We start from the raw sequence: 22928 nt of genomic DNA on the forward strand, positions 1-22928 counted from the left end.
AAAAAAACCAGTTACAATAAAGGTAACTGGTTTTTTTTTAATGGCTTGTCTTTTCAGGCGCTGGTGCGATAATACCAACAAGAATGATCACCACACCTGTGACCAAAGAGATGATTGAAGTTAATTGAAAATCATAAGTTGCTCCAGCAAGTGAGCTGCCTAGATAGCCAACGACTTGACCTAATACAAAAGTCCAAAATAAAGTGACTAGGTAACGCATGACGACACCTCTTTTCTGCGTATCTTCCATTTCGACTTTAGTTTATCACAAAAATATTTATTGTAAAGATTTTCACTTTTTCATTTTGTTTTTCAAATCTATTTACTAGCAGAAAGAAAGAGAATTTTCATTTTTGGAGGGATTTCAATGTATTCACAGCTCACCACCTTAAGCGCCTATTCGTTGCTGCAAAGTACGATCAAAATTCCTCACTATATAGAGCAAGCCAAAAAGATGGGCTATCAGACATTGGGGCTGACCGATCATAATGTTCTCTATGGCGCGGTCGAGTTTTATCAACAATGCCTAGCACAGGGCATCAAGCCGATTTTTGGCGCTTTGTTCGACTGTACCTTCGGAGAGGGATCAATGTCCTTTCCATTGTACGTATTTGCCAAAAACCTCAAGGGCTATCAAACCTTGATGCGTTTATCAAGTGAAAAAATGATCACCGAGCAGTTGAATTTAGCTGCTTGTGATTCTTTGCAGGATCTCTTTGGTTTGCTGCCTGAAGGCGAGGGGTTTCTGCCTTCTCAGCACGATGATCTAGAAGCCAATCAAGAAGCACTGCGAGCAATCAGCCATAAATTTGATTCTGAGAGCTTGTTTTTAGGGATTACTAGCAAAGGGCTAGATCCAGAAACGATCGCTTGGTTTAACGAGCAAAACATTGCCCCATGTGCGTATCAACCAATCGCGGCTTTAGCACAAGAAGAAGCCTTTGCAGTCAAAGTGATGACCCATATAAAAGAGGGCTCGCAAATTGAAGACTTTCGTCAGGCAAAAGAGCAAGCGACTACGCAGCTTTTTTTACAACCGGCAGACCAATTGACTGCGTCATTTGGCGAAGCGTCGCAGGCATTGATGAATAATCAGCGGATTGCAGCTGAATGCGCCGTCGAGCTGCCGCTGCATCAGCGGCTGTTGCCTCATTACCCGCTACCAGCCGAAGAAAGTGCTGCGGACTATTTGCGGAAAATTTGTTTTGAGCGTCTGCCTCAGCGTGTTGCCCACGTTACATCGGCGTACGAACAGCGTTTGGATTATGAGTTGTCCGTTATCCATAAGATGGGCTTTGATGACTATTTCTTGATTATTTGGGACGTCATGGACTTTGCCCACCAACAAGAGATCGTTACCGGCGCTGGACGGGGATCGGCTGCTGGAGCACTGGTGGCATATGTTTTATCGATCACCGACGTAGATCCAATCAAATACGATCTTTTGTTTGAACGATTCTTGAATCCAGAACGTTACACGATGCCTGATATTGATTTAGATATTCCTGACAATCGCAGAGACGAGATTTTACAGTATGTGCGCCAAAAATATGGGCAAGAATATATGGCACAGATTGCCACGTTTGGTACCATGGCGGCCAAAATGGTTTTGCGAGATGTTTCTCGGGTCTTTGGTCTCTCGCAAAGTGAAGCTAATCGCTGGTCAAAAGCCATCCCCAATGCCTTGAAAATGACCTTAGATCTTGCTTATGAACAATCCAATCAGCTGCGAGAGCTGGTTTCGTTCAATGAGCGGAATCAAGTAATGTTTCAAGTCGCCAAAATCTTAGAAGGACTGCCCCGTCACGTATCGACCCATGCCGCCGGTGTGGTGATCAGTGACAAGAATCTGCTTGATTTGGTGCCTTTGCAAGAAGGCAGCGATGGGATTTGGCTGACCCAGTTTACCATGAATGACGTGGAAGCCATTGGCCTATTGAAGATGGATTTTTTAGGTTTGAGAAACTTGTCGATCATTGATAATACCTTGAAAGGTATCAAACGAATCAGCCAACAAATCGTAACCCAAAAAGAGATTCCTCTTGATGATCCAGCAACATTGCGTTTGTTTCAAAAAGGGGAGACGGCAGGGATCTTCCAATTTGAATCAGCGGGAATACGCAATGTCTTGCGCAAGCTAGGGCCAGAAAGTATCGAAGACATTGCTGCAGTCAATGCCTTGTATCGCCCGGGACCGATGCAAAATATTGATACTTTTATCAAGCGGAAAAAAGGACAAGAGCGGGTCTCTTATCCGGATGACAGCTTGATTCCAATCTTGCAAAACACTTACGGAATCATTGTTTATCAAGAACAGATCATGCAAGTAGCTTCCAAAATGGCTGGTTTTAGCCTAGGACAGGCAGATATTTTGCGGCGAGCAATCAGTAAAAAGAAAAAAGACGTGTTGGATGAAGAACGTCGCCATTTTGTGCAAGGTGCGTTGGCCAATCATTATGACGAGAAGACCGCCAATTTGGTCTATGACTATATTGAGCGCTTCGCCAACTATGGGTTTAACCGTTCCCATGCGTTTGCCTATTCCTTTATCGGCTTTCAAATGGCGTACTTGAAAGTGCACTATCCGGCACCTTTTTTTGCTTCGATCTTGCACTCGGTACGCAATACTGCAAGCAAAATGAAAGAATACTTAAATGAAGCCGCACGTTATGGCGTAGAAGTATTGCCACCATCGATCAATACCAGTGGGTTTAGTTTTCAACTGCAAAATGAGAAACAAATCCGCTTTGGGTTCAGCAGTATCAAAGGGATTCGGCGCGACATGATCCAAGACATTTTGACAGAACGAAAAGAGCATGGCAATTTCACGTCCATGGATCAATTTTTACTTCGCTTGAATCAGCGGAACAGCAAGTGGTTAAAGTTGGACTATTTATTGCCGCTTTTGAGCATCGGTGTATTCGATGTGATTGCGCCTAATCGAAAACAAGCATTGATCCAACTAGAAGGGAAAATCCAAAATATTACTTATAGTGGCGGCAGTTTGGATCTCTTAGAAACCATGGCTTTAAAAGAAGAAGCCGTTGCCGATTACAAACTGGAAGAGAAACTGGCTTTGGAAGAAGAATACTTAGGTGTTTATTTGTCTGGCCATCCCGTAGAACAGTTTCAAAAATTGCATCAATTAAAACAAATCACCGATATTGCCGATCTGGTTCCGAATGAACGGGTCCGCATCCTTTTGTATGTCCGCAAGATTCGGGAGATACGTACAAAAAAAGGCGAACAGATGGCATTTGTTGAAGGAACGGATGCTAGCAAAGAAGTTTCAGTAACGATTTTTCCCATCGTTTATCGACAAGTGCGTTCCTTGATCGAAGAAAATGCTGTTCTCTATATTGAAGGAAAGGTCGAGGTAAGTCGTTACAATGGTGAAATCCAACTCATTGCTGATAAAATAGACTTAGCAGAAAACGTTCAAAATAAAATTGCGCCACAAACTTGCTACTTAAAGATTTCTGCTGAAGCCGAAACGTCGCACCTGCAAGCATTGTCGAAGGAAATGAAGCAGCATCAAGGAAATATTCCAGTGGTGATGTTTTATGAAAGTAGTGGCAAAAAAGTGTTATTAGCAGAAGAAAACTGGGTAACGGATGAGCCGAACTTTGTCACACAACTGAAGGCATTATTAGGAAATGGAAATGTAATTTTCAAGTAATTTTCCGAAAACGATAATTCAACTTACACTTTTTTCAACTTTTTCCCACTATTTCAAGACATTTTCATGGAATAATGGTAGAATATGTCTCGTGGTTATTACTTGAAAACTAGCAAACAGGGGCTTCCCTAAACAAAATCTTTTGATGAGGTGAAAGAATAATGAAACGCATTGGAATTCTAACCAGTGGCGGCGATGCACCAGGAATGAACGCAGCGATTCGCGCAGTTGTCAGAAAGGGTATTTTTGACGGACTTGAAGTATACGGAATCAACTATGGCTATGCCGGACTAGTCGCAGGCGACATTCGTCGCTTAGATGTTGCTGATGTTGGTGACAAAATTCAACGTGGTGGAACATTCTTATATTCAGCACGTTATCCAGAATTTGCGACACAAGAAGGGCAATTAAAAGGAATCGAGCAATTAAAGAAATTTGGCATCGAAGGGCTAGTCGTGATTGGTGGAGATGGATCTTATCATGGTGCGATGGCACTTACTCGCCACGGTTTCCCAGCAATCGGGATTCCAGGAACGATCGATAACGACATTCCAGGAACAGATTTCACGATTGGTTTTGATACAGCAATCAATACTGTCTTAGAATCGATTGACCGTATCCGTGATACAGCGACATCACATGTCCGCACATTTGTGATCGAAGTAATGGGACGTGGTGCTGGCGATATCGCTTTATGGTCAGGTGTGGCCGGTGGTGCAGATGAAATCATCATCCCAGAACATGATTTTGACATGCAAGTTGTTGCTGATCGTATCCGTGAAGGACGCGACCGCGGGAAAAAACATTGCTTGATCGTTTTAGCCGAAGGCGTGATGGGCGGAAATGATTTTGCTGACAAACTTTCTGAATACGGCGATTTCCATACCCGTGTATCAATTCTAGGACACGTTGTCCGTGGTGGTTCACCAAGCGCTCGTGACCGTGTGTTAGCAAGTAAATTTGGTTCATATGCCGTTGAATTATTGCAACAAGGCAAAGGCGGTCTATGTATCGGTATCGAAAACAATGAAATGATTGCTTCTGATATTATCGAAACCCTTGAAAACAATCGTCACAAACCAGATCTTAGCTTGTATAACTTGAACAAAGAAATCTCATTCTAAAGAGATTTTTTAGAGCAACGCAACAGTAATTTTGTAAAAAAAGCTTATTAGCTATTTTAAATAAATGAATAGGAGCGTTTAGTAATGAAAAAAACAAAGATCGTAAGTACATTAGGACCAGCAAGTAACAGTGTGGAAATTATTTCTCAACTGATTGAAGCCGGTGCGAATGTCTTCCGCTTTAACTTCTCTCATGGAGATCATGAAGAACAATTAGCGCGTATGACAATGGTTCGTGAAGCCGTGAAGAAAACTGGTAAAGATGTCGGTATCCTTTTAGATACAAAAGGTGCTGAAATCCGTACAACTGTACAAAATACGACAGAAGCTGACTTTGGTCGTGCTGGATACATCCAATTTAACGTTGGCGATGAAACACGCATTTCAATGGATCCAGAACACAAAGGAACAAAAGAAAAAATTGCTGTAACTTATCCTGGTTTATTTGAAGATGTTCATGTGGGCGGACACATCTTGTTTGATGATGGTTTGATCGACATGGAAATCAAAGAAAAAGACGAAGCAACCCGCGAATTAGTGGTTGTTGTTAAAAATGCTGGAATGTTAGGATCACGTAAAGGGGTCAACGCTCCTGGTGTATCAATCAGCTTACCTGGTATTACTGAAAAAGATGCAGAAGATATCCGTTTTGGTCTTGATAACGATATCGACTTCATTGCCGCTTCATTTGTACGTAAAGCGCAAGACGTTTTAGAGATTCGTGAAATTTTAGAAGAAAAAGACATGACTCATGTGCAAATTTTCTCTAAAATCGAATCACAAGAGGGTATCGATAATATCGATGAAATCATCAAAGTTTCTGATGGTATCATGGTTGCCCGTGGTGACATGGGTGTTGAGATCCCTGCTGAAGAAGTACCAATGGTTCAAAAGAGCATCATTAAAAAATGTAACGCTGCTGGTAAATCAGTTATCACAGCAACACAAATGTTAGAGTCAATGCAACAAAACCCACGTCCAACCCGTGCAGAAGCTTCTGACGTTGCCAATGCTGTCTTTGATGGTACCGATGCAACAATGCTTTCTGGTGAATCAGCAAACGGTGACTACCCTGTTGAGGCAGTAGCAACAATGGCACGGATCGACATTGAAGCTGAAAAAGCTTTATCAGAAAACAGCACATTCCAAATCAACCAATTCGATAAAACAGATGTAACAGAAACAATCGGTTTATCTGTTGCTCGTGCGGCGAAAAACCTAGGGGTTAAAACAATCGTTGCAGCGACTGAATCTGGCTACACTGCGAAAATGATCTCTAAATATCGTCCAGATGCTGACATTTTAGCTGTCACATTTGACGAACGCACAAAACGCGGCTTGATGCTTAACTGGGGTGTGTACCCAACCGTTGCTGAAAAACCATCAACAACTGATGAAATGTTTGAATTAGCAGCAAAACAAGCAGTGGATTTAGGCTTTGCTAAAGAAGGCGATCTAATCTTGATCACAGCCGGTGTTCCTGTTGGTGAACGCGGAACAACCAACGTAATGAAGATCCAATTGATCGGATCAAAATTGCTTGAAGCGCAAGGAATTGGTGAAAAATCAGTTGTTGCCAATGCCGTGATCGCTCACAGTGCCGAAGAAGCAATTGCGAAAGCAAAAGATGGCATGATTTTAGTTGTACCAACAACAGATAAAGAATATATGCCAGCAATCGAAAAAGCAGCAGCTTTAGTTGTTGAAGATGGCGGCTTGACTTCTCATGCAGCAGTTGTCGGAATTGCGAAAGATCTACCAGTGATTGTTGGTGCCAAAGACGCAACAACAACCATCAAAGATGGCGAATTGGTTACTCTTGATTCTCGTCGCGGTATCGTTTATCGTGGAGAAACAACAGCGATCTAATGATTTTTAACGATTGATCAAGCAACAGGCAAGTGCACGTTGTGCGCTTCCTGTTGTTTTTTTGAGAGTGTCGAAATCCCTTGAGAAAAGGCATTAAAATGACACGATCAAAAATGAAAAAGGTGTCAAGAAAATTTCATTGACAAAGCCTCAGAAGCCCTGTATAATTGCTTTTGTTGCTTAGGGGTGATAAAAATGAAATGGTCTTTATTGGAATTAAAAAAATACCAAGAGACACCGCTGATGTTTGAAGAAACACTTGACCTAAAAAGTCAACTGATAAAACGCGATGGACAGATCATTGATTTGTCTCCTGTAAAAGTAAAAGGGCTGATGAGTGTTGATAAGCAAGGATACTTGCTGCACTATCAAGTGGAAACGACGATGACATTGCCATCTACTCGTTCTTTGACACCTGTAGCGATTCCTTTTGATTTTTCAGTGGATGAACAATTCATGACACCAGAGCAATTTCAGCGTCGCGATGAAACGATCGTCGAAGAAGAAGTTTTGATCATTGAAGGTCAAACCATCAGTTTAGATGAATCAGTCGCTGATAACCTATTACTTGCGATTCCTTTGCAAGTCCTGACAGAAGAAGAAAAACAAGGTTCAGCAATGCCATCTGGCAACGATTGGGCTGTTTTGTCAGAAGAAGACTTTGCAAATCAAAAAGAAGCGCAAGCTCAACAAGTTGATCCTCGTCTTGCAAAATTATCCGAATTATTCAATGAATCAGATGACGATAACGCGTAGGATTGGAATAAATTGCAGCCTCAAGGTTGCGTTCATTAACAAGGAGGTGTAGCAAAATGGCAGTACCAGCTAGAAAAACTTCGAAAGCGAAGAAAGCAAAACGTCGTACACATTACAAATTGACAATCAACGGTTTGAACGAATGTGCAAACTGTGGTGAAATGAAAAAAAGCCACCATGTCTGCTCAAACTGTGGTCATTACGATGGCAAAGACGTAGCAACAAAAGAAGCATAATTCCTTTTTTTCAGAAAGAGGATTCTAAAACCTTAGGCTAACCATGGAGCCTGAGGTTTTTTTGTTTTTTTGACTAATATGGAACTTTTCAGAAATATTTTTGTCCAGCGAAAGAGAATAGTTCAAAAGCAGGTACATTTGCGCTATAATGAAAAAGATAATTGAATCTTAGGAGGATGAAAGATGACAAAACAACAAATCGGCGTTGTCGGTATGGCTGTTATGGGCAAAAACTTAGCGTTGAACATCGAAAGCCGCGGTTATTCAGTTGCCTTATTTAACCGTACTGGTTCAAAGACAGAAGAAGTAGTAAAAGAACATCCAGATAAAAATTTTAAAGCAACCTATACGATAGAAGAATTTGTTCAATCTATTGAAAAACCACGTCGTATTTTATTAATGGTAAAAGCAGGATTTGCGACAGATGCAACGATCCAAGAATTATTGCCTCATCTAGACAAAGGCGATATTTTGATCGATGGCGGAAATACCTTCTTTAAAGATACGGTTCGTCGTAACGAAGAGTTGGCAAACTCAGGAATCAACTTTATCGGTACAGGTGTATCTGGTGGGGAAGAGGGCGCCTTGAAAGGTCCTTCGATCATGCCAGGAGGACAAAAAGAAGCGTATGAATTGGTTGCGCCAATCTTGGAACAAATTTCTGCAAAAGCCGAAGATGGAACACCTTGTGTGACTTATATTGGACCAAACGGTGCAGGCCATTACGTAAAAATGGTTCATAACGGGATCGAATATGGAGACATGCAGCTGATTGCTGAGTCTTATGACTTGATGCAAAACATATTAGGTCTATCTGTTGATGAAATGGCTGATATTTTTGCTGAATGGAACAAAGGCGAATTAGACAGCTATCTAATTGAGATCACAGCGGATATTTTGACTCGCAAAGACGATCAAGGTACAGGCAAACCAATCGTTGATGTGATTTTAGATGCTGCTGGTAATAAAGGAACTGGGAAATGGACAAGCCAAAGTGCCTTAGACCTAGGCGTACCACTACCAATGATCACTGAATCTGTTTTTGCCCGTTATATCTCGGCTTACAAAGAAGAACGGGTCAATGCCAGCAAAGTCTTACCAAAACCAGAAGCAGTTGCTTATGAAGGAAACAAAGAAGAGTTTATCAATAAGATCCGCGAAGCATTATACTTCAGTAAGATCATGAGCTATGCACAAGGATTCGCGCAATTACGTACAGCATCAAAAGAGTATGATTGGGATCTTCCTTTTGGTGAAATTGCCAAAATTTGGCGTGCAGGCTGTATCATCCGGGCTCAATTTTTACAAAAAATCACGGATGCTTATGACAAGAATGCCGACATTGAAAACTTACTATTAGATGACTACTTCAAAGATATTACGAAACGTTATCAATCTTCTGTACGTGAAGTAGTTGCACTAGCTGTCCAAGCCGGTGTACCTGTGCCGACGTTCTCATCTGCGATCGCGTACTTCGATTCTTATCGTTCTGATCGTTTGCCAGCGAACTTGATCCAAGCACAACGGGATTACTTCGGAGCGCATACGTATGAACGGACAGATAAAGAGGGAATTTTCCATTATTCATGGTATGACGAAGCGTAAGCTTTAAGAGAATCCAAAAGAGAAAGGCCGAAAGTGAGAACTTTCGGTCAATCTCTTTTTTATTTTTTAGATACATGATAAAATAAGACAGATAATGTCTAATTTAAAGGCAGAATAATCAATAAAGGGGCTATCAATAATGAGTAATATTCTAATCATTGAAGATGAAAAGAACTTAGCTCGATTTGTGGAATTAGAATTGAAGCATGAAGGGTATAATACTGAAGTTCATTACAACGGACGGACGGGACTGGATGCGGCGCTGAATAATGAATGGGATGCGATCTTATTGGATCTGATGCTTCCTGAGTTAAATGGGTTAGAAGTTTGCCGCCGCGTGCGTCAATCGAAGAACACCCCGATCATCATGATGACCGCACGAGATTCCGTGATTGATCGAGTATCAGGTTTGGATCATGGTGCTGATGATTATATTGTGAAGCCTTTTGCAATTGAAGAATTGCTGGCACGCTTACGTGCGTTGCTTCGCCGTATCGATATCGAAGGGGACAAAAACGTCGCAAAACAAACTACGATCACTTACCGCGATCTAACGATTGAAAAAGAAAACCGTGTCGTTCGTCGTGGAACAGATGTCATTGAACTAACGAAACGCGAATACGAGCTGTTGTTGACTTTAATGGAAAACGTCAATGTCGTTTTAGCCAGAGATGTTTTATTAAACAAAGTCTGGGGCTATGAGACAGAAGTGGAAACCAACGTTGTCGATGTTTACATCCGCTATTTACGTAATAAAATTGATGTACCAGGGGAGGAAAGCTACATCCAAACCGTTCGTGGTACAGGATATGTGATGCGGTCGTGAACCTTAAAAAAAGAATGAAAAAATTAAAAGAACTGAAGGGGCCTTCTTTAACTGTAAAGTGGGCCTTCGCAAGTTCTTTCTTTATATTTGTCGTATTTACGATCTTTGCGGTGATCACCTATAAGACCTCCGTAAATTTGATTGTCGCTAAAGAAGAAAACAATGTTGAGCGGACGATGTCAGAGGTTGCTTCTCGTTTAGCCAATTCGGATCAAGAACTAACATTGGTCCGAACGTATCGTAATTTAACCAAAAATGATGCGGGAACGACGAGCATTTATGATCGCACTTCAACAATCGATGGCAACTTAATGAAAATCGACTCCTTTATTTCGGAATTAGGCCAAGCACCATTGAGCCTGTTTGTTTATAATTTGAATGAGGACCTTGTGTTTAAAACCCATGAAAATGATTTAGCACTGATCGACACGCAGCGCAAAGCGCCAACTATCGTAACGCTGGATGGTATCACAGGCTTTCTCTCGATCCAACCCATTTATTCAAAAGGCACCAGAGAGCGGATTGGCTATGCACAAACCTTTTATGAGTTGACTTCTTTTTATGAAATACGCAGCAAACTGCTGCTGACTTTGATTATCTTAGAAGTCGTCTCTCTGATTCTCAGCAGTGTACTCGGGTTCTTTTTATCAGCATATTTCCTTCAGCCGTTAAAGGTACTACGGGATACGATGGAAACTGTTCGGAAAAACCCGCAGTCAACCGTGCATATGCCAGAATTAAATACGAATGATGAACTGTCTGATTTAGCAGATATATTTAATGAGATGTTGGATCGCATGCGCCTGTACATTGAGCAGCAAGAGCGATTCGTTGAAGATGTTTCTCATGAGTTACGGACACCCGTAGCAATCATTGAAGGACACATGAATTTGTTGCAACGTTGGGGGAAAGATGATCCAGAGATCTTGGATGAGTCCCTCGCAGCCAGTATGCAAGAGATCAGTCGAATGAAGACGCTAGTACAGGAAATGTTGGATCTCTCAAGAGCGGAACAAGTGGATGTTCATTATGCAAATGAAACAACTAATGCAAAAGAAGTTGTCTATCAAGTGTTCAATAACTTTAAAATACTGTATCCGGATTTTGTCTTTACATTGGATGATGATTTGTATCATGAGTTGAAGCTGAAAATCTATCGCAATCATTTTGAACAGATCATTATTATTGTCTTGGATAACGCAGTAAAGTATTCCACTGATCGAAAAGAAGTTCATCTATCCATTTCATTGGATCGTCAATCTTTTGAAATTGCCATCCAAGATTTCGGGGAAGGCATCTCCAAAGAAGACCTCGATAAGATCTTCAATCGTTTCTATCGGGTAGATAAAGCTCGTGCTAGAACCAAAGGTGGCAATGGTTTGGGGTTATCTATAGCAAAACAACTATTGGAAAGCTATAAAGGAAAAATCACGGCGGAGAGTGTCATTGGCCAAGGAACAATCTTTCGAATTTATATACCGATTCTTCAAACGGAAGATCGGGCGAAAAGAGAACGTTGAGCAAAAAAGCTTAAGTTCTCTTTTTTCATTCTTAAATGATAGATTTAGTGCCGAAACACTGCTTATAAACGAACGTTCGAATCGTTTGGTAATGAATAATTCGCCTATGAAAATAGTTGTCAAAAAGCCTATTTTTTTAGTTGATTTTTCCTTTAAGAATTGCTATATTATTACTTGTCCTTGTTAAGACATTTGTAACAAACACTGATTGATCTTTTTTGAAATTAGTTGTTGACGAAACATTTTACAAGTGTTATTATAACAAAGTCGAAAAAATATCGTCTCTGAAAAAACCTGATAAATCAAAAAAACTTTTCAAAAAAGTGTTTGACATATAACGGTTGAGATGGTAAGATAAAAAAGTCGCTGAGGTTAAGAGAGAAGTTAAATAACAACTTCTTGAAAAAAACTTTTAAAAAAGAGTTGACAATCAAACGTCGCTCTGATATGATATAAAAGTTGCTAACGCAGCACGGTAGACCTTTGAAAACTGAACAAAGCAAGCAAACGAACCAATGTGTAGGACGTTTCAATTTATTGAAACAAATACATGCAAGCAATAGCTAGCAAAGTTAATTTTTATGAGCTTAATGACCGTATGGTCATCCAAACAAATCATTATGAGAGTTTGATCCTGGCTCAGGACGAACGCTGGCGGCGTGCCTAATACATGCAAGTCGAACGCTTTTTCTTTCACCGGAGCTTGCTCCACCGAAAGAAAAAGAGTGGCGAACGGGTGAGTAACACGTGGGTAACCTGCCCATCAGAAGGGGATAACACTTGGAAACAGGTGCTAATACCGTATAACACTATTTTCCGCATGGAAGAAAGTTGAAAGGCGCTTTTGCGTCACTGATGGATGGACCCGCGGTGCATTAGCTAGTTGGTGAGGTAACGGCTCACCAAGGCAACGATGCATAGCCGACCTGAGAGGGTGATCGGCCACACTGGGACTGAGACACGGCCCAGACTCCTACGGGAGGCAGCAGTAGGGAATCTTCGGCAATGGACGAAAGTCTGACCGAGCAACGCCGCGTGAGTGAAGAAGGTTTTCGGATCGTAAAACTCTGTTGTTAGAGAAGAACAAGGATGAGAGTAAAACGTTCATCCCTTGACGGTATCTAACCAGAAAGCCACGGCTAACTACGTGCCAGCAGCCGCGGTAATACGTAGGTGGCAAGCGTTGTCCGGATTTATTGGGCGTAAAGCGAGCGCAGGCGGTTTCTTAAGTCTGATGTGAAAGCCCCCGGCTCAACCGGGGAGGGTCATTGGAAACTGGGAGACTTGAGTGCAGAAGAGGAGAGTGGAATTCCATGTGTAGCGGTGAAATGCGTAGATATATGGAGGAACACCAGTGGCGAAGGCGGCTCTCTGGTCTGTAACTGACGCTGAGGCTCGAAAGCGTGGGGAGCGAACAGGATTAGATACCCTGGTAGTCCACGCCGTAAACGATGAGTGCTAAGTGTTGGAGGGTTTCCGCCCTTCAGTGCTGCAGCAAACGCATTAAGCACTCCGCCTGGGGAGTACGACCGCAAGGTTGAAACTCAAAGGAATTGACGGGGGCCCGCACAAGCGGTGGAGCATGTGGTTTAATTCGAAGCAACGCGAAGAACCTTACCAGGTCTTGACATCCTTTGACCACTCTAGAGATAGAGCTTCCCCTTCGGGGGCAAAGTGACAGGTGGTGCATGGTTGTCGTCAGCTCGTGTCGTGAGATGTTGGGTTAAGTCCCGCAACGAGCGCAACCCTTATTGTTAGTTGCCATCATTTAGTTGGGCACTCTAGCGAGACTGCCGGTGACAAACCGGAGGAAGGTGGGGATGACGTCAAATCATCATGCCCCTTATGACCTGGGCTACACACGTGCTACAATGGGAAGTACAACGAGTTGCGAAGTCGCGAGGCTAAGCTAATCTCTTAAAGCTTCTCTCAGTTCGGATTGTAGGCTGCAACTCGCCTACATGAAGCCGGAATCGCTAGTAATCGCGGATCAGCACGCCGCGGTGAATACGTTCCCGGGCCTTGTACACACCGCCCGTCACACCACGAGAGTTTGTAACACCCGAAGTCGGTGAGGTAACCTTTTTGGAGCCAGCCGCCTAAGGTGGGATAGATGATTGGGGTGAAGTCGTAACAAGGTAGCCGTATCGGAAGGTGCGGCTGGATCACCTCCTTTCTAAGGAATATTTCGGAAGACTACACATCGTTTGCCTTTGTTCAGTTTTGAGAGGTCTACTCTCAAGTAAATACCCGGGGCCTTAGCTCAGCTGGGAGAGCGCCTGCTTTGCACGCAGGAGGTCAGCGGTTCGATCCCGCTAGGCTCCATTAACGACAATGGTCGTTATGCTTTGTTCATTGAAAACTGGATATCGAAGAAAAAATCAAAACAAGTAACACACACCGAGTTGAAATGTTAAAAGAGTTTTTTAATAAGTTCAACGCTTATTTTCTTGAGCAACCTTCTATCGCTAGAAGAAGTACTCAAAACCGACCGTAAGGTCAAAGGTTAAGTGAATAAGGGCGCACGGTGGATGCCTTGGCACTAGGAGCCGATGAAGGACGGGACTAACACCGATATGCTTTGGGGAGCTGTAAGTAAGCTATGATCCAGAGATTTCCGAATGGGGAAACCCAGCATCTTTTATAGGATGTTACGTCTGCGTGAATACATAGCGCAGTCGAGGTAGACGCAGAGAACTGAAACATCTAAGTACCTGCAGGAAGAGAAAGAAAATTCGATTCCCTGAGTAGCGGCGAGCGAAACGGGAAAAGCCCAAACCAACAAGCTTGCTTGTTGGGGTTGTAGGACTCCGATATGGTAGTCTATTCAGATAGTCGAAATACTTGGAAAAGTATGTCAAAGAGGGTAAAAACCCCGTAGGCGAAATTTGGATAACACCTAGGAGGATCCTGAGTACGGCGGAACACGAGGAATTCCGTCGGAATCCGGGAGGACCATCTCCCAAGGCTAAATACTCCCTAGTGACCGATAGTGAACCAGTACCGTGAGGGAAAGGTGAAAAGCACCCCGGAAGGGGAGTGAAATAGATCCTGAAACCGTGTGCCTACAACAAGTTAGAGCCCGTTAATGGGTGATAGCGTGCCTTTTGTAGAATGAACCGGCGAGTTACGATAGCATGCGAGGTTAAGTTGAAGAGACGGAGCCGCAGCGAAAGCGAGTCTGAATAGGGCGAATGAGTATGTTGTCGTAGACCCGAAACCATGTGATCTACCCATGTCCAGGTTGAAGGTGCGGTAAAACGCACTGGAGGACCGAACCCACGTACGTTGAAAAGTGCGGGGATGAGGTGTGGGTAGCGGAGAAATTCCAAACGAACTTGGAGATAGCTGGTTCTCTCCGAAATAGCTTTAGGGCTAGCCTCGGAATTGAGAATGATGGAGGTAGAGCACTGTTTGGACTAGGGGCCCATCTCGGGTTACCGAATTCAGATAAACTCCGAATGCCATTCATTCATATCCGGGAGTCAGACTGTGAGTGATAAGATCCATAGTCGAAAGGGAAACAGCCCAGACCACCAGCTAAGGTCCCCAAATAACTATTAAGTGGAAAAGGATGTGGGGTTGCACAGACAACTAGGATGTTGGCTTAGAAGCAGCCACCATTTAAAGAGTGCGTAATAGCTCACTAGTCGAGTGACCCTGCGCCGAAAATGTACCGGGGCTAAATAGTTTACCGAAGCTGTGGAGTGCACCATAAGGTGCATTGGTAGGAGAGCGTTCTAAGGGCGTTGAAGGCAGATCGTGAGGACTGCTGGAGCGCTTAGAAGTGAGAATGCCGGTATGAGTAGCGAAAGACAGGTGAGAATCCTGTCCACCGAATGACTAAGGTTTCCTGGGAAAGGCTCGTCCGCCCAGGGTTAGTCGGGACCTAAGCCGAGGCCGACAGGCGTAGGCGATGGACAACAGGTTGATATTCCTGTACCCGTTGTTTTTGTTTGAGCAATGGAGGGACGCAGGAGGCTAAGAAGTGCAGACTGATGGATATGTCTGTTCAAGCAGTAAGTCTTGGTAGGAGTCAAATGCTTCTACCTATACGGACAAGCTGTGATGAGGAGGGAAATAATAGTACCGAAGCTTCTGATGTCACACTGCCAAGAAAAGCTTCTAGTGAGAAAACAACGGCCCGTACCGCAAACCGACACAGGTAGTCGAGGAGAGAATCCTAAGGTGAGCGAGAGAACTCTCGTTAAGGAACTCGGCAAAATGCCCCCGTAACTTCGGGAGAAGGGGTGCTGCTCTAACGAGCAGCCGCAGTGAATAGGCCCAAGCGACTGTTTATCAAAAACACAGGTCTCTGCAAAATCGAAAGATGACGTATAGGGGCTGACGCCTGCCCGGTGCTGGAAGGTTAAGAGGAGTGCTTAGCGTAAGCGAAGGTACGAATTGAAGCCCCAGTAAACGGCGGCCGTAACTATAACGGTCCTAAGGTAGCGAAATTCCTTGTCGGGTAAGTTCCGACCCGCACGAAAGGCGTAACGATTTGGGCACTGTCTCAACGAGAGACTCGGTGAAATTTTAGTACCTGTGAAGATGCAGGTTACCCGCGACAGGACGGAAAGACCCCATGGAGCTTTACTGTAGTTTGATATTGAGTGTCTGTACCGCATGTACAGGATAGGTAGGAGCCGTAGAGATCGGGACGCCAGTTTCGATGGAGGCAATGGTGGGATACTACCCTTGCGTTATGGCCACTCTAACCCGCAGCCCTTATCGGGCTGGGAGACAGTGTCAGATGGGCAGTTTGACTGGGGCGGTCGCCTCCTAAAAGGTAACGGAGGCGCCCAAAGGTTCCCTCAGAATGGTTGGAAATCATTCGAAGAGTGTAAAGGCAGAAGGGAGCTTGACTGCGAGAGCTACAACTCGAGCAGGGACGAAAGTCGGGCTTAGTGATCCGGTGGTTCCGCATGGAAGGGCCATCGCTCAACGGATAAAAGCTACCCTGGGGATAACAGGCTTATCTCCCCCAAGAGTCCACATCGACGGGGAGGTTTGGCACCTCGATGTCGGCTCGTCGCATCCTGGGGCTGTAGTCGGTCCCAAGGGTTGGGCTGTTCGCCCATTAAAGCGGCACGCGAGCTGGGTTCAGAACGTCGTGAGACAGTTCGGTCCCTATCCGTCGCGGGCGTTGGAAATTTGAGAGGAGCTGTCCTTAGTACGAGAGGACCGGGATGGACTTACCGCTGGTGTACCAGTTGTCTCGCCAGAGGCATCGCTGGGTAGCTATGTAGGGAAGGGATAAACGCTGAAAGCATCTAAGTGTGAAGCCCACCTCAAGATGAGATTTCCCATTTCTTTAAGAAAGTAAGATCCCTGAGAGATGATCAGGTAGATAGGTCAGAAGTGGAAGGCCAGTGATGGTTGGAGCGGACTGATACTAATCGATCGAGGACTTAACCAAAAAGAAAAAAGCACGTAAACTCGTAGCGTTTTGATTTCTTCGATCCAGTTTTGAGTGAGCAAGACTTACTCAATTGAATAGTGTGGTGGCGATAGCAAGAAGGATACACCTGTAACCATGCCGAACACAGAAGTTAAGCTTCTTAGCGCCGATTGTAGTGAAGGGTTTCCCTTTGTGAGAGTAGGACGTCGCCACGCATTTCAATTTTTCCGGCATAGCTCAGTTGGTAGTAGCGCATGACTGTTAATCATGATGTCGTAGGTTCGAGTCCTACTGCCGGAGTTCTCTAATAAGAGAAAACAAGCAAGAGTAATGAGCTTCTTTTAGGCTGGAGAGTTGTCCGAGTGGCCGAAGGAGCATGATTGGAAATCATGTAGATGGCTATCGCTGTCTCAAGGGTTCGAATCCCTTACTCTCCGTTTTAAACTTGGGTCCGTTGGTCAAGTGGTTAAGACACCGCCCTTTCACGGCGGTAACACGGGTTCGAATCCCGTACGGATCATTACAATTTAATGAACAACCTTCGGGGGTTTAGCTCAGCTGGGAGAGCATCTGCCTTACAAGCAGAGGGTCAGCGGTTCGATCCCGTTAACCCCCATTACGGTTTGGTAGTTCAGTTGGTTAGAATGCCTGCCTGTCACGCAGGAGGTCGCGGGTTCGAGTCCCGTCCAGACCGTTTCATTATTTTTGTAAAACTTATATTTTCTTATATGGCTCGGTAGCTCAGTTGGTAGAGCAATGGATTGAAGCTCCATGTGTCGGCAGTTCGATTCTGTCCCGCGCCACCATGGAGGAGTAGCGAAGTGGCTAAACGCGACGGACTGTAAATCCGTTCCTTAGGGTTCAGTGGTTCGAATCCACTCTCCTCCATTTATAGGGGCATAGTTTAAAGGTAGAACAGCGGTCTCCAAAACCGTTAGTGTGGGTTCAATTCCTGCTGCCCCTGCCATTATATATTTCAATAGTTTCTTATTACGGCGGGTGTGGCGAAGTGGTTAACGCACCGGATTGTGGCTCCGGCATTCGTGGGTTCGATTCCCATCATTCGCCCTTTCATTTTTGGGGTATAGCCAAGCGGTAAGGCAACGGACTTTGACTCCGTCATGCGTTGGTTCGAATCCAGCTACCCCAGTACAATCTTCACTTGATTGTAGATTGTAACAATAGTATAATGGCGGTATAGCCAAGTGGTAAGGCAGAGGTCTGCAAAACCTTCATCACCGGTTCAAATCCGGTTACCGCCTTAGTACTAAATACTAACCTTTCAACATGCCGGCGTGGCGGAATTGGCAGACGCGCTGGACTCAAAATCCAGTGCCCGTTGAGGGCGTGCCGGTTCGACCCCGGCCGCCGGTATCATTGATGTATCAGTCTTTTATAAGATTGATACATTTTTTTTGTTTATAAAAGTCTACAAATACGATTTTGGAGGACAACTCATATAGCAAAGATTTTTTTGTTTTGTTACTATTAAAAGCCTTTCCTAAATCTTGTAAAGTTTTACATGAATAGCTGCAAGGAACAGGAAAGAGGGGGGATCAAATTGAAATGGTATGAGAATAGAATCAAATCAGCGATAGATGGGACAAATCCAATGGTGATCAAAGAATTGTCTGGCAGTTTTGCTGTTTATGGCGATGTCCAATTTCTTCCTGGATATTGTGTATTATTACCTAAAAGAGAGGTGGCTTCTTTAAATGATCTAGATTTAAATGAGCGACAGGTTTTCTTAACTGATATGACTCTTTTAGGAGATGCTATAATACAGGCTTGTTCTCCATTGAGAATCAATTATGAACTATTGGGAAATACCGATAACTTTCTTCATGCACATCTTTTTCCCCGTTATGAATGGGAAACTAACGAAGCAAAAAAAATGCCTGTTTGGTTGTATGACAAATCCCATTGGACTAATCCAGAGTATCACTATTCAGAAAAAAGAGATGGAGAGCTAAGACAAAAGATAGCCTCTTGTTTAGAAAATGCCTATCGTTTGTCTAATGAACCTTTCTAATCTAGTAACCTCAATAAAAGAACCTCCATGAAGCGATCGCTTCATGGAGGTTCTTTCCTTAGATCAATCAACATACTTCAGAACTGCGACTTCTTTTGGTTTCAGAACTACCAACTGTCTGATTTCTTTGGTTAGAAGGTCTTCTCCAGGAGCTTTCAGCTTCACTTTGATTGTCTGCTCGGTATGGTTTAAGAAAAAGACGAGTGTATAGCCAGCACCTTTGCGACAGGTAACGGAGATTTCAGTAGGAGCAGCCAAGAAGTGCTGGGCATGAGTCGTTAATTTGTGATTTTCCAGAATGGTCGCTAAAAATGTAGTTAGTCCTTCAAGAGACAATTCTGTTCCCACGTAATACGCATACCCATCGTCGATTCGGTTCATGGTAATGGCGGGCTTATCGGTCAAATAACCGGATTGGAAGGTTGCCAAAGCTTTCGCACCTTTTAGATGAATGACTTCCTCCCATAGAGAATTGTCGTTCCGATGACCTTGAAAGTCAATCTGATGCTGGGTAGCTGCTTTCATTGGGTAAAACTCTTCTACAATGATCCCTAATGTGTCTCTAAACAAGCCTGGATAGCCCCCAAGATAGACTTGGTCATTTTCATTGACGATCCCACTAAAGAAATTGGTCAAGAAGATACCGCCTTGTTGCACGTAATCATGGATCTTCTTACCGAAGGCTTCGGGTGCTGAATAGAGATTCGGAGCAATCACTAAAGGATAGCCATCTAGGGATTCGGAAGGATGGACAAAGTCTACGCTCAGATTTAACGCCCTTAGCGCGGCATACAGGCTGCGTAACTGATGAATGTACTTTAAGGTTCTTGGTTTGGCATCCAATTCCAGCGCCCACCAATTTTCCCAGTCGAAGACAACCGCGACATCAGCCAAGAAGCGCGTCCCAACGATTTCCGACAGTTGCGAAAATTCGTTGCCTAATTGTGCACATTCACGAAAGATACGGCTTGACTGAGGATCTCCGTGAGGCACCATCGCACTATGAAATTTTTCCGCACCGCCACGAGACTGTCGCCATTGAAAGAACATGATACCATCAGCACCATGAGCGAGCGATTCATAACTCCAAAGACGCAACTGGTTGGGGGTCTTGGCCCCGTTGATTTGTCGCCAATTAACGGCGCTGGTGGCTTGCTCCATGATCAAGAATGGCTTTTTCTTCAAACTGCGGGTTAAATCGTTAGCAAGAAATTGCGGGTAAGGGTTTTTTTCAAAGGGATTCGGGTACGAATTCCAACTGACCACATCTATTTCAGGTGCCCATTTAAATCCATCTACGTATTTGTGTAAGCCCATAAGATTGGTCATATAAGGAATGTCATGGGAATATTTTGCAATCGCCGCCTTTTCAATTTGATAAAGTTCCAGATTCATGTCGGAAAGAAACCGACGGTAGTCTAATTGCTGTGCAGGATTTTTGAAGGTTGGCATTGCCTCTGGTAAGAAAATTTCCTCCCAGCTGCCATAGGATTGACTCCAAAACTTCGTTGACCAAGCATCATTCAATTCAGCGATGGTCAGATATTTCTCTGCTAACCATGTCTGAAATCTTTTCCGACAATGATCGCAATAACACTCGTGGATGTGACACGTATATTCATTATTGATATGCCACATGACCAGCCCTGGATGATTAGCATAACGGTTTGCGACTGCTTCAGACAAATCGGCGGCATATTGACGATAGATAGGGGAAGTCGGACAGTAGTGCTGGCGCGCACCATGAACCAGTCGATTGCCATGAATGGTCACAGGCAGCATCTCAGGGTGTTTTTGAACAAGCCAAGCGGGAGGAGATGCTGTACCATTTGCAAGATCGATCATGATATTGTTTTCATATAAAAGATCCATCAACCAGTCCAGAAAGTCAAAATCATAGGTGGATTCATCTGGCTGCAGATTGACCCAGCCAAAAATATTGATACTTACATAGTTCACACCTGCTTCTTTCATTAAGCGCATATCTTCAAGAATGACTTCTTTAGACCATTGTTCAGGATTGTAGTCGGCACCATAGTAAAGCTGACGTTGCGTTTTCATCAAATCGCTCCTTTATAGACGTTTCTTTAGTATCAAGATACTTGAATCATATCAAATATTCATCTGTTTGATAGCGGTATCATTTGAAAATCATGAAATGATCCAAAAAAACAAAGATAGTTCAATCTGGTTTCGCAACTAGGGCTATAGTCCGCCAGTTCTTTTGCCTTGCTGTTTTTTTAACAAAAATATACAATTGAAAAAGGCGGTAAATTAAAACATCTAAAATTTATCTCTCTAAGTAGTTGTTTTTTTATTAATAGTTTCTTTATAAAAAAATGCATGTTTATAACCAACAGATCAAAAAAACTGTTAAACATTAGCAGAAGATTACTATGAGTCAAAGAAATGAATAATTATGTGTCGAGGAGTCATAAACGAGGAATGACATAAGTTATTCCACAAAAAATGCGAAAAAGGAGAGACACGTCCATGAACCAGCCAATACAGATCTTTTCTGAGATTGCGCCCTTAAAGCGGGTGCTGTTGCATCGTCCAGGAGCAGAATTGGAAAACTTGATGCCGGATTATCTTGATCGCTTGTTGTTCGATGATATTCCTTTTCTAGACCAAGCACAAAAAGAGCATGATTTTTTTGCCGAGACGTTAAGAAACAGAGGGGTGGAAGTCCTTTATTTGGAAGATCTTGCTGCAGAGACATTGTCGACGACCGGTGCCAAAGAAGCTTTTTTAGAAGATTATTTAAATGAGACAACGATACTTGATGAAGAGATTCGCAACGAAGTGCGCAATTTTTTCCTGTCGATCAAAGATAATCGCTCCTTTATCGATCATACGATGGCGGGCTTGAAAAAAAGTGAGGTAGAAATTCCAAGAGCTAGCAAGTTAACGGCGATCGTTGAAACGGAATATCCTTTTTTGATCGATCCAATGCCAAACTTGTATTTCACGAGAGATCCGTTTGCTACGATTGGTCATAGCGTTTCCTTGAATCGAATGTATTCTGCAACGAGAAGACGAGAAACCCTCTACGGAAAACAAATTTTTACGCACCACCCGATGTTTGCCCGCAATGAGACGAACTTTTTGTATCATCGGGACGAAACGACGCGGATGGAAGGCGGCGATCAGCTGATTTTATCTGATAAAATCGTGGCGATCGGTATCTCTCAACGAACCGAGGTTGCTTCTATCGAAAAAATTGCCGAAACGATTTTTGCTACAGAACCGAGTTTTGAACATATCTTGGCATTTAATATTGGTGAAGAACGAAAATTTATGCACTTAGATACGGTCTTTACGATGGTGGATCATGATAAGTTCACGATCCATCCAGAAATCGAGGGAGAACTTTCGCTGTATTCAATCACTAAACACAAGGACGGTGTACGAGTATATGAGGAAAAAGATACGTTGGAAAACATTCTTTGCCGTTATTTAGATTTGCCTGAAGTACACTTGATTCGCTGTGGTGGTGACGACTTAGCGGCAGCAGCCAGAGAACAATGGAATGATGGTTCCAATACATTGGCGATCGCCCCAGGGGAAGTCGTGGTCTATGACCGCAATACCATCACCAACGGGTTGTTAAAAGAGGCAGGCGTCAAGTTGAATGAGATCTCAGGAAGTGAATTGGTTCGCGGACGTGGAGGTCCACGCTGTATGAGTATGCCATTTATTCGTGAGTAGGACGAATCTTTGTTATTTTAATTACGGATTTTTGCTTTGAAATTATGAAAGTTAAGAAATAGAAGAGAGAAAAATAAAAGAAAGATTTGAAACGGCATTCTGTTTCTAATCTTTCTTTTTTGTCATCATTTAACCCCCTATAAATTGAAAAGGATTTCTTTTTGTGAAA

At 43.4% G+C, this 22928-nt stretch carries 12 protein-coding genes, 13 tRNA genes and 3 rRNA genes; 26 read left to right on the forward strand and 2 right to left on the reverse strand.

The genetic code is table 11. From position 1 onward, the window contains the following. Positions 1 to 37: 37 nt before the first annotated feature. Positions 38 to 220: a YjzD family protein gene (locus tag IGJ74_RS06120; RefSeq protein WP_008377814.1), complete on the reverse strand. Its 183-nt coding sequence runs from the start codon at positions 218 to 220 to the stop codon at positions 38 to 40. 147 nt (positions 221 to 367) lie between these two features. On the opposite strand from IGJ74_RS06120, the gene dnaE reads away from it, so the two are divergent. The 25 genes from dnaE to IGJ74_RS06245 all read left to right on the forward strand — a co-directional run bounded on the left by dnaE (position 368) and on the right by IGJ74_RS06245 (position 19048). Next, positions 368 to 3679 (forward strand): DNA polymerase III subunit alpha, encoded by a 3312-nt coding sequence (gene dnaE / locus IGJ74_RS06125; protein ID WP_218193519.1) that lies wholly within the window; start codon positions 368 to 370, stop codon positions 3677 to 3679. Positions 3680 to 3840: 161 nt separating this feature from the next. Then, positions 3841 to 4803: a 6-phosphofructokinase gene (gene pfkA, locus IGJ74_RS06130; protein ID WP_005237177.1), complete on the forward strand. Its 963-nt coding sequence runs from the start codon at positions 3841 to 3843 to the stop codon at positions 4801 to 4803. 84 nt (positions 4804 to 4887) lie between these two features. Then, positions 4888 to 6672: a pyruvate kinase gene (gene pyk, locus IGJ74_RS06135; protein WP_008377816.1), complete on the forward strand. Its 1785-nt coding sequence runs from the start codon at positions 4888 to 4890 to the stop codon at positions 6670 to 6672. A 195-nt stretch (positions 6673 to 6867) separates the two neighbouring features. After that, the gene (locus IGJ74_RS06140; protein WP_010749661.1) at positions 6868 to 7428 is read left to right on the forward strand and encodes a YceD family protein; all 561 of its coding nucleotides are present in this window, start codon (positions 6868 to 6870) and stop codon (positions 7426 to 7428) included. Between the two features lie 56 nt (positions 7429 to 7484). Then, positions 7485 to 7664 carry a 50S ribosomal protein L32 gene (gene rpmF, locus IGJ74_RS06145; RefSeq protein ID WP_005229191.1) on the forward strand — a complete coding sequence of 60 codons (180 nt, stop codon included), beginning with the start codon at positions 7485 to 7487 and terminating at the stop codon, positions 7662 to 7664. A gap of 183 nt (positions 7665 to 7847) precedes the next feature. Beyond that, positions 7848 to 9269, forward strand: a complete 1422-nt coding sequence (gene gndA, locus IGJ74_RS06150) for an NADP-dependent phosphogluconate dehydrogenase (RefSeq protein WP_430608738.1) — start codon at positions 7848 to 7850, stop codon at positions 9267 to 9269. Between the two features lie 139 nt (positions 9270 to 9408). Continuing rightward, the gene (locus IGJ74_RS06155) at positions 9409 to 10095 is read left to right on the forward strand and encodes a response regulator transcription factor (RefSeq protein WP_005229193.1); all 687 of its coding nucleotides are present in this window, start codon (positions 9409 to 9411) and stop codon (positions 10093 to 10095) included. A 14-nt stretch (positions 10096 to 10109) separates the two neighbouring features. Further along, positions 10110 to 11615: a HAMP domain-containing sensor histidine kinase gene (locus IGJ74_RS06160; RefSeq protein WP_061054488.1), complete on the forward strand. Its 1506-nt coding sequence runs from the start codon at positions 10110 to 10112 to the stop codon at positions 11613 to 11615. A 616-nt stretch (positions 11616 to 12231) separates the two neighbouring features. Next, positions 12232 to 13791: ribosomal RNA gene (locus IGJ74_RS06165) — 16S ribosomal RNA — on the forward strand. Between the two features lie 76 nt (positions 13792 to 13867). After that, positions 13868 to 13940 (forward strand) — tRNA-Ala (locus tag IGJ74_RS06170). 179 nt (positions 13941 to 14119) lie between these two features. Continuing rightward, a 23S ribosomal RNA gene (locus tag IGJ74_RS06175) occupies positions 14120 to 17034 on the forward strand. A gap of 81 nt (positions 17035 to 17115) precedes the next feature. Next, positions 17116 to 17231: ribosomal RNA gene (gene rrf, locus IGJ74_RS06180) — 5S ribosomal RNA — on the forward strand. Together the 16S, 23S and 5S rRNA genes with 13 tRNA genes alongside form the textbook arrangement of a ribosomal RNA operon. An 11-nt stretch (positions 17232 to 17242) precedes the next feature. Further along, positions 17243 to 17316 (forward strand) — tRNA-Asn (locus IGJ74_RS06185). A 48-nt stretch (positions 17317 to 17364) separates the two neighbouring features. Further along, positions 17365 to 17453: transfer RNA gene (locus tag IGJ74_RS06190), tRNA-Ser, on the forward strand. A gap of 11 nt (positions 17454 to 17464) precedes the next feature. Then, positions 17465 to 17536, forward strand: a tRNA-Glu gene (locus IGJ74_RS06195). 23 nt (positions 17537 to 17559) lie between these two features. Beyond that, positions 17560 to 17632: transfer RNA gene (locus tag IGJ74_RS06200), tRNA-Val, on the forward strand. A gap of 4 nt (positions 17633 to 17636) precedes the next feature. After that, positions 17637 to 17710: transfer RNA gene (locus IGJ74_RS06205), tRNA-Asp, on the forward strand. Positions 17711 to 17746: 36 nt separating this feature from the next. Further along, positions 17747 to 17822: transfer RNA gene (locus tag IGJ74_RS06210), tRNA-Phe, on the forward strand. Between the two features lies 1 nt (position 17823). Beyond that, a tRNA-Tyr gene (locus IGJ74_RS06215) sits at positions 17824 to 17904 on the forward strand. A 5-nt stretch (positions 17905 to 17909) separates the two neighbouring features. Continuing rightward, positions 17910 to 17983, forward strand: a tRNA-Trp gene (locus tag IGJ74_RS06220). Between the two features lie 28 nt (positions 17984 to 18011). Next, positions 18012 to 18084: transfer RNA gene (locus IGJ74_RS06225), tRNA-His, on the forward strand. Positions 18085 to 18094: 10 nt separating this feature from the next. After that, a tRNA-Gln gene (locus tag IGJ74_RS06230) sits at positions 18095 to 18166 on the forward strand. Between the two features lie 41 nt (positions 18167 to 18207). Then, a tRNA-Cys gene (locus IGJ74_RS06235) sits at positions 18208 to 18278 on the forward strand. A gap of 27 nt (positions 18279 to 18305) precedes the next feature. Continuing rightward, positions 18306 to 18390: transfer RNA gene (locus IGJ74_RS06240), tRNA-Leu, on the forward strand. Positions 18391 to 18577: 187 nt separating this feature from the next. Next, complete coding sequence (locus tag IGJ74_RS06245; RefSeq protein ID WP_218193258.1) at positions 18578 to 19048, forward strand: hypothetical protein; 471 nt, start codon at positions 18578 to 18580, stop codon at positions 19046 to 19048. A 63-nt stretch (positions 19049 to 19111) separates the two neighbouring features. On the opposite strand, the gene IGJ74_RS06250 is transcribed toward IGJ74_RS06245, so the two are convergent. Further along, positions 19112 to 21109, reverse strand: coding sequence for a beta-galactosidase (locus IGJ74_RS06250; protein WP_218193257.1), 1998 nt, complete (start codon positions 21107 to 21109; stop codon positions 19112 to 19114). Positions 21110 to 21541: 432 nt separating this feature from the next. Here IGJ74_RS06250 and arcA point away from each other — a divergent pair, with 432 nt between their 5' ends. Beyond that, positions 21542 to 22759: an arginine deiminase gene (gene arcA, locus IGJ74_RS06255; protein ID WP_005237164.1), complete on the forward strand. Its 1218-nt coding sequence runs from the start codon at positions 21542 to 21544 to the stop codon at positions 22757 to 22759. Positions 22760 to 22928: the final 169 nt, after the last annotated feature.

This window comes from Enterococcus sp. AZ009 (genome assembly GCF_050548785.1).
Taxonomy (GTDB): domain Bacteria; phylum Bacillota; class Bacilli; order Lactobacillales; family Enterococcaceae; genus Enterococcus_D; species Enterococcus_D entomosocium.

What these genes read in the sequence shown, in the direction of transcription:
- IGJ74_RS06160 (WP_061054488.1), top strand. Translation starts at nt 10,110, where the DNA reads ATGAAAAAATTAAAAGAACTGAAGGGGCCTTCTTTAACTGTAAAGTGG.
- pfkA (WP_005237177.1), top strand. Translation starts at nt 3,841, where the DNA reads ATGAAACGCATTGGAATTCTAACCAGTGGCGGCGATGCACCAGGAATG.
- pyk (WP_008377816.1), top strand. Translation starts at nt 4,888, where the DNA reads ATGAAAAAAACAAAGATCGTAAGTACATTAGGACCAGCAAGTAACAGT.
- IGJ74_RS06140 (WP_010749661.1), top strand. Translation starts at nt 6,868, where the DNA reads ATGAAATGGTCTTTATTGGAATTAAAAAAATACCAAGAGACACCGCTG.
- IGJ74_RS06250 (WP_218193257.1), bottom strand. Translation starts at nt 21,109, where the DNA reads ATGAAAACGCAACGTCAGCTTTACTATGGTGCCGACTACAATCCTGAA.
- rpmF (WP_005229191.1), top strand. Translation starts at nt 7,485, where the DNA reads ATGGCAGTACCAGCTAGAAAAACTTCGAAAGCGAAGAAAGCAAAACGT.
- gndA (WP_430608738.1), top strand. Translation starts at nt 7,848, where the DNA reads ATGACAAAACAACAAATCGGCGTTGTCGGTATGGCTGTTATGGGCAAA.
- dnaE (WP_218193519.1), top strand. Translation starts at nt 368, where the DNA reads ATGTATTCACAGCTCACCACCTTAAGCGCCTATTCGTTGCTGCAAAGT.
- IGJ74_RS06120 (WP_008377814.1), bottom strand. Translation starts at nt 220, where the DNA reads ATGCGTTACCTAGTCACTTTATTTTGGACTTTTGTATTAGGTCAAGTC.
- IGJ74_RS06155 (WP_005229193.1), top strand. Translation starts at nt 9,409, where the DNA reads ATGAGTAATATTCTAATCATTGAAGATGAAAAGAACTTAGCTCGATTT.
- arcA (WP_005237164.1), top strand. Translation starts at nt 21,542, where the DNA reads ATGAACCAGCCAATACAGATCTTTTCTGAGATTGCGCCCTTAAAGCGG.